8 protein-coding genes and 1 pseudogene are annotated in these 12280 nt (G+C 38.9%); 3 read left to right on the top strand and 6 right to left on the bottom strand.

The features are described from left to right. The 3 genes and pseudogenes from PVV65_RS05095 to PVV65_RS05105 form a co-directional block, all read left to right on the top strand. A partial coding sequence (locus PVV65_RS05095; protein WP_273789431.1) for a hypothetical protein occupies window positions 1-194 on the top strand: 194 nt, incomplete at its 5' end. Between the two features lie 27 nt (window positions 195-221). Beyond that, on the top strand, window positions 222-1007 hold the full coding sequence (locus PVV65_RS05100) for a DNA adenine methylase (RefSeq protein ID WP_273789432.1): 786 nt from the start codon (window positions 222-224) through the stop codon (window positions 1005-1007). Window positions 1008-1111: 104 nt separating this feature from the next. Beyond that, a pseudogene (locus tag PVV65_RS05105) lies at window positions 1112-1378 on the top strand (zinc ribbon domain-containing protein YjdM); the annotation flags it as partial. A gap of 1154 nt (window positions 1379-2532) precedes the next feature. Here PVV65_RS05105 and PVV65_RS05110 read toward each other — a convergent pair. The 6 genes from PVV65_RS05110 to PVV65_RS05135 all read right to left on the bottom strand — a co-directional run bounded on the left by PVV65_RS05110 (window position 2533) and on the right by PVV65_RS05135 (window position 12008). Next, on the bottom strand, window positions 2533-3111 hold the full coding sequence (locus PVV65_RS05110) for a NifU family protein (protein ID WP_273789433.1): 579 nt from the start codon (window positions 3109-3111) through the stop codon (window positions 2533-2535). Between the two features lie 61 nt (window positions 3112-3172). Continuing rightward, on the bottom strand, window positions 3173-3664 hold the full coding sequence (locus PVV65_RS05115; protein ID WP_273789434.1) for a universal stress protein: 492 nt from the start codon (window positions 3662-3664) through the stop codon (window positions 3173-3175). Between the two features lie 65 nt (window positions 3665-3729). Further along, the gene (gene trpS / locus PVV65_RS05120) at window positions 3730-4800 is read right to left on the bottom strand and encodes a tryptophan--tRNA ligase (RefSeq protein ID WP_273789435.1); all 1071 of its coding nucleotides are present in this window, start codon (window positions 4798-4800) and stop codon (window positions 3730-3732) included. Window positions 4801-4861: 61 nt separating this feature from the next. Continuing rightward, complete coding sequence (gene murJ / locus PVV65_RS05125) at window positions 4862-6433, bottom strand: murein biosynthesis integral membrane protein MurJ (protein WP_273789436.1); 1572 nt, start codon at window positions 6431-6433, stop codon at window positions 4862-4864. A gap of 1039 nt (window positions 6434-7472) precedes the next feature. Next, window positions 7473-9890: a BID domain-containing T4SS effector gene (locus tag PVV65_RS05130; protein ID WP_273789437.1), complete on the bottom strand. Its 2418-nt coding sequence runs from the start codon at window positions 9888-9890 to the stop codon at window positions 7473-7475. Between the two features lie 342 nt (window positions 9891-10232). Next, a complete protein-coding gene (locus PVV65_RS05135) occupies window positions 10233-12008 on the bottom strand; it encodes a BID domain-containing T4SS effector (RefSeq protein WP_273789438.1) in 1776 nt (591 codons plus the stop codon). Window positions 12009-12280 lie beyond the last annotated feature (272 nt).

The raw sequence follows: 12280 nt of genomic DNA on the forward strand, positions 1-12280 counted from the left end.
GAAAAGACCTTTCGGAAACAGAACAACGGTTGCTTCACGAGATGATAGAAACCTATCAAGGCTTAAAGATGATGTCACGTATTATGAAGTGGATTGCCTTCATTATCTTTATCTTTGTAATGGATTTGTCGCGTTTCATAGACGCCATAGAGAATAGCTTCTCACACTTAAAAAAGTGGATAACAAAAAGTTAGAGCATACAAAATCTTTCCTTTAAAAATATGACAAAACAAGAATTTACACAGACACTGTTTGCGTGGATGGGTGGAAAACATTATCTACGTAAGAAAACTATACCGATTTTAAATAGTATTGATCATGAAACCTATATTGAACCGTTTTTAGGTTCAGGGGTTATTTTTCTAAACAAACGACCAGCGAAATATTCCGTCATTAATGATTTGAATGGAGAGATCACGAATCTGTTTCAATGTGTTCAAAATGACTTTGATGCTTTAGCCAAACGATTAGAGTGGTTTGTTTGTTCAAGACAGTTGTTTTTTGAACTTGCTGCTATTGAACCAGAGAGCCTCTCTAAAGTTGAAAGAGCAGCGCGCTTTTTGTTTCTTCAACGTTGTGTCATGTATGGGAAAAAAGATTATGTTTCTTTTAGTTTTTGCAAAAAGAGAACGGTAAGCTTTAATCCGAACAAACTTTTAGCAAGAATGCGACGTGTTAGACAGAAGCTTCTAGATACAGTTATCTTAAATTTATCATGGGAACGGGTGGTTGAGTTATTTGATGCGCCCGACAGTTTATTTTATTTAGACCCATCTTATCTTGTAAAGAAGAAGTGCTATAGCTCTGGGAATTTTGTTGAAGATGATTTTGAGAGCATGGCAAAAGTTCTCAAAGGCATTCAAGGCAAATTTGTTTTGAGTCTGAATGATTGTGATGCTGTAAGAGAGATTTTTAAAGATTTTGACTTTTTAGAAGTTGAGACCCTTTGGACAGCAGGTACGGCAAAAAAAACACCTCGAAAAGAAGTGCTGATTCACAATAACTGAGAGTCATGTTGCAAAATCCTATTCCCCAACTTTTATTCTAATATCCCGAACCTTTTAAAAAATATACAAAATCAGTAAGTTACATAAGAGGTAAAAGCACATAGTGTCCTGAATGTGCACATGAATGGCCCCAAAAAAGTGACGATACTGTTCTTTCCGCGATTGTTTATGATGCCAATGGTCAAATTTTGACAAATGGGGATACTGTTATGGTGATAAAAGATCTGAAAGTAAAAGGTGCTTCCTCTGTTTTAAAAGGTGGGACGAAGGTCAAGAATATTCGCTTGGTGGATGGCGATCATAATATTGATTGCAAAATTCCTGGGATAGGACAGATGGGGTTAAAGTCGGAATTTGTTAAAAAAGTGTAGGCGTTTACCCTTTTGCCATTGTTTTTGCTTTTCGTTGCTTTTCTATTTTCATAGATGATGCTTATCCGATAGACACAATATCTTTATCCTTATGGAATATAAAAGCTATGTTTTACAAGAAAAATACTGACTGTGTCTTTTCTCTTAAACATGCTGATTATGCTAAGGATTGTTGATTGATAAGAAAACAGTAAAAGCATGCGCTTTATGAGAAGAATAATGCCGTAAAGTGAGAAATTTACCACGGCTGAATTAAAGAATTTTTTCTCCTTTTTATCAGATCATTTCCAAAACAACTCTTATAGATTCGGCTTTGATTGATTTTTTTTTAAGGTCTTAATAGCTTTTGCGTCTTCAGTTATGGAGATAAGAGTAAAGGGGATAGAAGTGGAATTCTTGATTTCAAGAAGAGGAAAAGCCGTTATGATCTTTAAAAAATCTTCTTAAGATGCTTAAGCCTCTTTCATAATAAGACTTATGAAAATGGTATAGGGGGAAAATGCTGTTGAGCGCTATCATTTAAAAGAGTAAACCATCACCATTGCCCTTACATATTTTGTTATCTTCCAATTTATGATGTGTTCGTGAATGATTTTGATTGATGCCATAAAGACAATTGAAATGAGAAGATTATCAGGATTCCCATGAAAGGTGTAAAGGTGAGCCCTTTATCAATTGGTTGTTATAAGAAGCATTTTACGGAATTTTATCGTCGGAAATGCTGAAAATGATGGGACACAAGGGAAGGGAACGAGTGTATAGCTTTGTCTTACATTCTTTTCTTTTTGCGGGCTTTTCTTTTTGCTGGAATGGCTCCTTTGTTTTTAGGAATAAAATTGCATGACAAGGTCATGAGAAAAAATAAATTTAAAGTGCGCCTCTTCCGATGCGTTATTCTTGCATGTATGTGATGGGTGGTGGAAACGATGCTTTTAAAGGGGAAAAAAACATTTTAAGGCATAGGGAAAGTGAAAGGAAAACCTATCATTTTCTAGATTTTTTTGAAGTCATATTGTATTTTTTTATGGTCTCAGCATGGCTTGTATTTAAAATGATGAGGAATAAAATAGAGCAAGATCTTTATACTCCATGTTTGAGCGTTGGTGAAGAAAGACAATCTGTGTGGTCATTTTACCTGTTGAGGTGTCAAATATTTATTGTGGCATGGCTTCAACGCCTAAAACTTCAGGGATAAAATGGCGTAAAAGATTTTCAATACCATGTTTAAGTGTTGCCGTTGAAGAAGGACATCCAGCGCAGGCGCCCCGCATATTGAGATAAACAATACCATTTTCAAACCCGCGAAAAGTAATATCACCACCATCATTGGCAACGGCTGGGCGAATACGTGTTTCAAGCAGCTCTTTAATGGTTAAGACAATATCAGCGTCTTTTTCGTCATAAAACTCTTCGTTAAGGGCATGGGCTTTTGCTTGTGTTGTCGCATTGGTGGTGATAACAGGCTCATTGGAGAGAAAATGCTCCATAATTGTGCCTAAAATGACAGGTTTGAGATGTTGCCATTCCCCCTCTTTTTTGCTCACAGTGATAAAGTCATAGCCTAAAAAAACACCATTAACATTGGGAATATTAAACAGTTTAGCTGCCAAAGGCGAATTTTTCGCTGCTTCTTCACGGTCACGAAACTCTAATACGCCCTCCGAAAGGACCAACCGCCCTGGTAGAAATTTAAGTGTTGCAGGGTTTGGGGTTGTTTCAGTTTGAATAAACATAAACTCTCCTTTTATCATGAAGGATTAGAAAGATCATTCCATTTTTAAAATATTATATTTTTTAGGCAATAGACCGAATATCTTCATCAGCAAGATTGCTAGGAATGACAATGACAGGGATTGAAAAAGCTGTTCCTTTATTGCCGATTAATTGGATAAGAGGGCCTGGTCCTTCTGCATGTCCACTGGCGGCTAAAACAATCAGTGCAATTCTTTTATCTTCGTCAATCAGTTTAGAAATTTCATCAACTTTTTTTCCTTCACGCACGACTATTTCTGTTTCAAGCGCATGGGAAGTGCGAACATCACTGGCAATGTCTCCTAATATTTTATGAGCAATTTGTGTTGATTCTGTGCGCATAACGTTGTTTACACCCAGAAAATGTTGAAATTCTGCACTATCAACAACACAAAGCAAGACCAAAGTTCTCTTGGTGTTTTGGGCATGTTGTGCGGCGAACGCAACGGCACGCCGACACTCTGGGGTCTCATCGATGATGACGAGGTTCTTTTTCTTAGGTTCTCTTTTCGGATTTTTGGGTTTAGAAATCATGCACTTTCTCTATTTTGTACAAACGATTTTTTTTGCTCTCTACAGTCTTTTTTCGTTTATTGTTCTTATGTATTGTGCAAAAATCCAACAATTTCACGAATTTTTTTCATATTTTCTTCTGCGAGCATACTAGCACGTTTAGCGCCATCATGCAAAACAGAGTCAATATAACCACTTTCTTGATGAAGGCGACGTAATTCTTCTGTTATAGGGGCAAGTTTATGGACGGCAAGGTCGGCTAGCGCTGTTTTAAAATGCGAAAATTGATGACCAGAAAACTCTAAAAGAGCCTTTTCTTTACTAACTTTGGCAAAGGCGGCGTAAATACCAAGCAGGTTATCCACTTCTGGTCGTTCTTTTAAAGCCTCAAGAGAATCTGGAAGAGGTTCGGAATCTGTTTTTGCTTTGCGTATTTTTTGGGCGATAAGATCTGCATCATCGGTCAAATTAATGCGTGAGAAATCTGAAGGATCTGATTTTGACATTTTTTTTGTCCCATCACGCAAGGACATAACGCGTGTGGCTGTTGTCCCAATCAGCGCTTCTGGGAGGGGAAAAAAGCCTTGTTTTTTTTCTTCATCCGTTTGCATAGAGATGTTAAAATTTAAGTCGGCGATACGGTGTGCATAATCATTGTTAAATTTTTGTGCAATATCGCGTGTGAGTTCAACATGCTGTTTTTGATCTTCACCTACCGGAACATGCGTTGCACGATAGACTAAAATATCAGCAGCCATCAACGTGGGATAGGCAAAAAGTCCAAGGGATGCTTTTTCGCGATCTTTCCCTGCTTTATCTTTAAATTGTGTCATGCGTTGAAGCCAGCCGATACGGGCAACACAATTTAAAATCCAGGCGAGTTCAGCATGTTGAAAAACACGTGATTGGTTGAAAATAATGTGTTTTTGGGGATCAATACCGGCGGCGAGAAAGGCGGCTGTCACCGTTCTGGTGGATTCGCGTAAGACAAGGGGATCTGGGTTGACGGTGAGCGCATGCATATCCACAACACAATAGAGGCAGTGATAAGTGTTTTGTAGTTCAACCCAATGTTGAAGGGCTCCAAGATAATTGCCAAGATGTAAGTGACCACTCGGTTGTACGCCGGAAAAAACAAGGGGGGTGAAGGGATCCATAGGAGTGCGCTTTCTTTAATTAGAGGTTATTCGTTTTGTTGTTTTTGACAAAGTATAAATATCATAAACGTTTTTTCAAATTTTTAAGTGTGTGAAAAAAGGAACGGGGATTGGATAGAAAATAGGCAATAAAATAGATCAAGAATATGCTAAGCATGATTCCTGATAAGGTGATAAAACGCAAGAAAAAGGAGGCTTTTGAGGATAAAGGAAAAGATAAAAATCCAAACACATTTAATCCGTAATAGAGGGCAAGTGCACTCAAAAGGGAAGCGATCATGAGGCATAATATTCGCTTGATCAGTTGGGTGTCGTATTTCCAATAACCCCGTTTGATGAGACCCCCCCAAAGCAATAGGGTATTGACCCATCCAGAAGTAATTTCAGCAATAACAATGCCGCGTGCGGAAAAGGAAGGAAATAATGTTAAAGCGAGGCTGATATTGATGAAAACACAAATGCCCGTAAAAATCATTGGTGTTTTGGTATCTTCATGGGCAAAGAAATTAGGAATAAAGACCTTGATGAGTACAAAAGCTGGAAGTCCTAGTCCATAAAGTCCTAATAACTGTGCAACATGTTGTGTTGATTGATCAGTAAACTGTCCACGCTCAAAGAGTAAACTAACAATGGGGGTGGACAGCAGCAAAAAAGCAATAGATGCTGGAAGCGTTAACAGGAGTGTTAATTCAATAGAGCGGTTTTGCAAATGGTGGGTTTCTTCATGCTTTTTACTCCGCAATGCGCGGGTTAATTCTGGTAAAAGAACGGTTGCAACGGCAATGGCAATCACGCCTAGAGGCAATTGATAAAGCCGATCAGCATACATTAAAGAAGAGACAGCCCCCGATTGACTAGAAGCAATGTTGGTATTGATGAGCAAATTAATTTGTGTGATACCACCCGTGAGGGCTGCGGGGAATGCTAAGGTTAATAGCTTGCGAACATTAGGGGTTAAATGGGGACGACGGAAAAAAAATTTCATGCCACTTTGACGTAAAGCAACAGCAATTAAGACAAGTTGAAGAAGCCCTGCCGCCAAAACACCCCAAGAGAGATTTAAGCCGATGTGCCAAGCGTCAAGTTGATAGATCCAAGCATAGGCGAGTACACCAATTAGAATAATATTTAAAAAGAGTGGCGCAACAGCAGCAATAAAATAACGCCGTAGAGCATTGAGCATGCCCCCCATCATTGCAGCGAGCGACATGCAGGTTAAATAAGGAAACATGATCGCCGTAAAATGAATTGTGGCATTAAATTTTGTTGCGTCTTCACTAAAGCCTGGCGCAATAATCGTTCGCACCAAAAAAGGCATACTCAGTTCCATCGCAATCGTTAATAATAAAAGCAGCGAAAAGAGAACACCAAAGACTTCTTCTGCGAATTTGCATGCAGATTCTTGGCCATCCTCAGTGATTTTTTTAGCAAAAAGAGGAATGAAAGCAGCATTAAAGGCACCTTCAGCAAAAAAACGGCGGAATGTATTGGGAAAACGAAAAGCAGCGTTAAAGGCATCAGAAACAGGACCCGTCCCTAGTGCTGCAGCCATAAGCATCTCACGGATGAAGCCGAAAATACGGCTCATGAGGGTTCCGGAAGCAACTGTTGCAATTTTTTTAATCAATGTCATAAAGATATATCAGATTCGTGGTAAAAGAGAAGCGATGAGTAGAAAAATAAGCCGTTTTAAATCGTAAAAATCTGATCTGTATTCTCATACAAAAATATAATACAAAAATATATTTGTGCAGCGTTTTACGACGGTGTTTGTCTTTCTGTCAACAATGGTTGCGTGAAGACTTTTAACATGCTCCTTGTTTTATTGTTGCCTTACAATTTTATTGTTGCCATAAAATAATTAAAATTTCTTTAGGGGCATGACCCATTTTTACGCTTATAGAGTAACAAGCCGGCTCACCATCACACACTTTTCCAGCTCTAGAATGTTGTGACAGACTTTGTATTTAGATGATTTATAAGAGACATTTTTACTCTTTTCTTAAATTATTTTTATCCATACGTTAATCTCATTTGTAACCTGCAAACGAATGGTTTTGATTGATGCGACATGCACGCAACATAAAGAGACTTAGAATAAGAGAATATTACGATCTTTGGGGCTCTCATTCAACAGGCAAAATAGTGAATACTCATTATAAATCAATTTATTACACCCTATTTAAAAAAATGAAAATAAAATAAAAGTTTGAAGAAATGCGCAGTTTCTATGATTTAGAGCTTTTGATGCTTTTAAACGTTTGTCAGACTGAGCTTAACGGTGATGGCAAAACAGTGTGATGGATTTTTACTTTTACGGCTTTATGTTCTCACCAAATGAGGTCGCCTTCTTATTTTAGAGATTCCATAAATATAAGGGTAGAAAGACGCAATCTTTCAACAGTGTCTTGCCCGTTTTAACACCACGGGCAAGAGCACTATAGGCAATGAAAGGGTTGATATGATCTTTTCAAAAATGATTAATCCTTTGCTCTGCTGAGATTTTTTTTATCATTGATGGGGGGATAAAATCTTGAGCCAATAAAGAAAGTTTTCCCTTTATGGTTTTCGTATCTGGTTGACACACGATTGATTTGCCGATGAACGCAGGGGGGGGCCAAGCCCCTCTTTTTTTATCAGAGAGGGCAAAAAATGAAAACTTATATGAATTTTTAGAGAGTCATAGCCTTTGTGTGCTGCGTTTTGTGAGAGGGAATATTTTCTTGTCTCTTGATGTTTTGATGAACGTTTTCTATCATTTTTTGTGTTTTACTTGCTTCTGTATCAAGGGTGTTCGACCATGTTTTTTCAGTGTTTTTCTTGAGCCATTGATGCGGGAAAGATTGATGCTGGTTTGGTGCTGAGCGGTTATTCAATTGGGGGGTATAAAAATCCATGGAGCGTATGTTTTGTTCTATCTCTTTTGTCTGTTTGACGATTTCCAGAATCTCTTTTGCTTTGACAGCTGATGTTCCAAGGCTTGTAGCCAGTTTTTCGGGATTATTTTCCTTTATCGCCTCATGCTCGTTTAAGGATAAGCGTTCATTGATTTTTCTCATATAAGCCCTTATTTCCCCCCTTAACTCAGGAGAGTTTGATAATGTTTCTTTCTGTTGTTCTTTTGGTAAGGTGAGGAGATTTTGCATCCAAACCTTAGGCATTAGGACCGATTGTTCACAACGTTTTTGTTTTGCGTGATGGTTATGGAGAATATCCCTTTCTGTTTGTTTTAAAATATCGAGATAACACTCAATGGCTCTACAGAGAGGCAAAATATTGGCTTCAGCTTCAGCGCGTGCATTATTTTTTATGCCAAAGATATTGCTTCCAGACAACTGAGAAATCGATTGAGGAGATGTGGAAATTTGATGGGTGAGCTGTTCTCCTCTCTTATGATTTTCATGAATCCGTTCAATTTTTTCCTGCAAAATATGCCGATTGCCATAAATGATTTGGCATAAAGTTTCGATTTCTGTTCTTCTTGCTTGAAGTGATGTGTTATTTTTTATCCTCGTGGTAATTTCATTGCTTGTAAGGGGGGGTATTTTTTTTGCGGCGATCAGCACCTCTTGCTGGTGTTGAGCGCTTGGTGTTGTAAAGAAGAAGGTTTCATCACTTGTTAATGTTTGTATCGGCTCTGGTGTGCGCTCTTCTTTCAGTTTAGGCGATAAGGAGAGTTTCTCAGATGGGGCGGTGTCTGTTGTTTTTATTCCACTGTCCCAGTATGCCATTGCTTTTTGGGGGTACTGTTTTGCTCTTTCTTGATGATCAGAACCTGTTGTCATTTGGACGGATATTTGATCATTTGTTGCTATATGGCTCGTTTGTAAAATGGTTTCTTGAAAATCTTTTTGCGTTTGCCTCATAGAGGAAGCAGAGTGAGCCATTGGTTGTGCCCTTTGTTCTTTTTCCTGTAGATTTTGGGGGATAACTTTAGCGCTGTCCTGTAAAGCATGGGGGACAACCCATGGTGAAAAATGGGCTTTTTCTTTTCTCTTCGTTTGAATAGATGTGTTGTCTTTGCTTTTTTCAGTTATTTCATCGCCTTTAAGAGTGTCTCTTTTTTCTTCTGAAAACAATGTTTTTTGCTGGGTTTTTTGCTGTTTTTTTTCTGGGCTTTGAGCTTTTGGTGCTGTAAAGGAGAAGGTCTCACCACTTGTTAATGTTTGTCTTTGCTCTGGTGTGAGATCTTTTTTATTTCCCAAGATGAGTGTCCCTTGAACATCCATCATGAAACCATTGGCTCCACAGCCTCTATAGGTCCCATGATAGGTTTCACCTTCTTTTGCGACGACAGTGAGATAATAATTTTTTTCACCCATTCCAAGCTTTCTCATAGAGTTGGTGAATTCTTGTAAAATGAGCAATTTTTCTGGATGAGAGATATCCTCAAGCAGATGCTTCATTGGCTCTGGATTGCCACGTTCCATGGCGGCTGCACGGACAAAGTCTTTACGCTTTTTGCTCACAACAGAAAAATCGAGCGTATGTCCTGCTGCTTGAGCGAGTTTTTCAACAAACAGTCTCTTTGTACGCCTATTGCCCTCTCTGAAAGGATGCAAGTGGTGTAAATCTATCATTATTTCAGCAGCGTGTTCAACAAACTCTTCACGGGATAAGTCTTGTAAATTCTTTTTTTCAGCAAGTGTTTTATCTAACTTTTCTAATCCCTCCTGGATTTTTTTTCCCATAGCAAAAGGTTTTGTAAATTCTTTTCTCTTCAAAATGGGCATAGAAGCAACAGTGCTATCTTCAAAGGTAAAAGGTGTTTCGCGGGTTTGTCCAGCCCATTCAAATGCCCGGAAAAAGAGGCGATGATGAAGATATTTGAGATAGGCGGCATCAAATTGCTCTGGTGGGGGCTCTTGGCGCAGTTTGATCATTTCTTTTTTTACATCATCAGAACAGCGTTCTTTTAATATTTCTTTATCTTTAATACGGTATTTATTTTTGAGCACATTGCTATTGGGGTAGAAAAAATTTTGCGCTGCTTCATTGATTTGTTTTAAAATGGCGGCATTTATTGCAGGGGATTGTTCTTGCAATTCTTCCTGTGTCGAGGAGTCCCCCTGTTCTGTGTTTTCTTTCATGTATATTTCCTTTCAAGTTTTTAATATTTGTTTTTTAAAAAGCTTCTTTTTTACATTTTTTGCTTTATGCTATTTTCATAAGCTTTTTCTTCTTCTTCAAAAAAGAATACCGATTTGAATGATGGGAAAAATTTGACCCTCTTCGCACGGAGTCCAAGTTGATGATAGAACAGCGTTAATGTTTGTAACTTTTATGAAATGTTATCGTGCAATTTTATTAATGCGTTTTGTCATATGAGAGTTTATTCAAATTTTTCTGTATGTTATATGCCACCCTTGGTGCAATCTTGGCAGGATAATTGCTCCAAGGCGGTGTGTGAAAAACCAGAGGGGATGAGACCATTACGACAAAGCCATTGCTTTTGATGTTTCACCTCTGCGTGGTCGAATAGGGGGGTGCTCTTCTTGTCTCGATGTTTCAGTAACCTCTTGACGTCGCTTTGTTGTTGAGCGCTCAGGCAACTTCTGGGGCTCTGATAAGCTTTGTTGCTTTTGCAATTTTTTATCGAGATCGGTAAGCGGTTGATGGCGTTGTTGTTGCTTTGTTTGATGGTTTTGCACAATGGTTTCTCTTAATTGCTTTATCGTATCAGCATAATCCTGAATGGCGGTACAAAGGGTAGGAAGATTTTCTTCAGCGGCTTTGCGCGCTGCGTTTTTTATGCCAAGGGTTTTTCGACCAGCGAGCGGAGCAAAAAAGGTCGCATCTTTTTCAATTTGAAAGACAAGCTCTTCTCCCATATCTGGAATTTTTTGCATGTCTTCCATGCTATATTGCAAAATAAATGGGTCATTATAAACAATTTGGCTCCAATATTGGACCTCTCTTTGACCATATTGAACCGATGGATCTTGTTGAACTCTGCGGGCAATTTCTTGATTTGACAGAGGCTCTATTTTTTTTTCTGAATTGAGCGGATTTGGTGTGTGTTGAGTAATTGCTTCTGCCTGTTGCGCGTGTTGATGCTGTCGTTGTTTGGTGTGAGGATTCTGTGAAATATTTTCTTGTATATATTTTGAGGTATATACAAAACCGTTAATGGCTTCAGACAGATTAGGAAGCGTTTCTTCAGCTTCTTTGCGCGTATGACTTTTTATGCCAAGAACTTTTCGACCCGCAAGCTTAGAAATAGACTGAGGGTTTTCTCTAACATCCCATAAGAGCTGTTCTCCCATAGAAGGATTTTCTCTAATTTCTTCTATTCTTTGTTCTAAAATAAGCCGGTCACCATAAACCTTTTCGCATAAAAATCGTATTTCTTCGTGATATGCCATGAGCAAGAACTCTTTTTCCATTGTATTAAAAGATGTTTTTTGTTCTTGAGGCGGTTTTGGTGGTTCACTTGCTGTTTGTGGGGAGCCCGTTTTTTGCACCACAGTGTCGCTTTGTTTTCTGTCTCTTATTTGGTGCGCTTTGCTTGAACGAGGGACTGCATATATTTCACTGTCTTGTGATGATGAACTGCTTTGCTGCCGAACTGTTCTGTGCTGGGCTGTTTTGGGTCTAACACTTGGGATGGGAGTTTCAGGATTTTGGTTTTTTGTGCTGGTTTGCGCGTTTTCTCTCATGCGTGGAGGCGTTTGCGCTCTTGGTGTTGCATAGGGATTTTCTTCTTTTTGAACTGTTGTTTTGTGCTGGATTTTATCTTTTGCACGCGGTGGTCTTTGTGGCGGCGTTTTTATCTGCGTGGTGGGGTTTTCTTGGGTTTCAGGCTTTTGGATCTTTGCCTCAGTTGGTGTTTTTTCTCTTACGCGTGGGGGAGGGGGTGGGGGGACGTTTTGGGGGGGGGAGGGAGCGTCAACTTGTGGACTTTGTTGTTGCCTCTCTTTTGCCCGTGGGGGTTTTGGTGGTGCTATTTTTGCCTGTAGAGGAGGCGTTTCTTGGGTTTCAGGCTTTTGAATTTTTGCTTCAGTTGGTGTTTTTTCTCTTACGCGTGGGGGAGGGGGTGGGGCAACTTTTGGAGGGGGTGAAAAATTTTCTGGTTGTTTTTGTAGAGGTATTTTTTGTGGTTTTTGAGAAACTTGGGGAGGAGATGTTCTGGTGGGGGATTGTTCAGTCTGTTGTTGAAATTTTTCCATCATTTCGGTGATAAAAGGGGAGGGGGTTCTTTTTTTCATGCATGGTCCTTTCAAACTCTTTCAATATTGTTTTTAAATACTATTTAAGAAGATGCGTTGGTGTTTATTCTGTTTTATGCTTTTTTATTTTGACTTTATGAGAGAGGATATGAAACTGAATGGTCTCACACGATTTCACTCTCTTGATGCTGCTTATGATCACTCTTTAAATACTGTTTTATCAATGACTTAGATTAAATGGTGGAGAAATGAACTTCGTTCCTTTTTTCTTGGCGCAAACCACCTCTTTTATGTGTTGCGCCAAGATGTTG

This window comes from Bartonella sp. ML70XJBT, from assembly GCF_028618425.1.
In the GTDB taxonomy this organism is placed as follows: Bacteria; Pseudomonadota; Alphaproteobacteria; order Rhizobiales; family Rhizobiaceae; genus Bartonella.

What these genes read in the sequence shown, in the direction of transcription:
- PVV65_RS05130 (WP_273789437.1), bottom strand. Translation starts at nt 9,890, where the DNA reads ATGAAAGAAAACACAGAACAGGGGGACTCCTCGACACAGGAAGAATTG.
- trpS (WP_273789435.1), bottom strand. Translation starts at nt 4,800, where the DNA reads ATGGATCCCTTCACCCCCCTTGTTTTTTCCGGCGTACAACCGAGTGGT.
- murJ (WP_273789436.1), bottom strand. Translation starts at nt 6,433, where the DNA reads ATGACATTGATTAAAAAAATTGCAACAGTTGCTTCCGGAACCCTCATG.
- PVV65_RS05110 (WP_273789433.1), bottom strand. Translation starts at nt 3,111, where the DNA reads ATGTTTATTCAAACTGAAACAACCCCAAACCCTGCAACACTTAAATTT.
- PVV65_RS05100 (WP_273789432.1), top strand. Translation starts at nt 222, where the DNA reads ATGACAAAACAAGAATTTACACAGACACTGTTTGCGTGGATGGGTGGA.
- PVV65_RS05115 (WP_273789434.1), bottom strand. Translation starts at nt 3,664, where the DNA reads ATGATTTCTAAACCCAAAAATCCGAAAAGAGAACCTAAGAAAAAGAAC.
- PVV65_RS05135 (WP_273789438.1), bottom strand. Translation starts at nt 12,008, where the DNA reads ATGAAAAAAAGAACCCCCTCCCCTTTTATCACCGAAATGATGGAAAAA.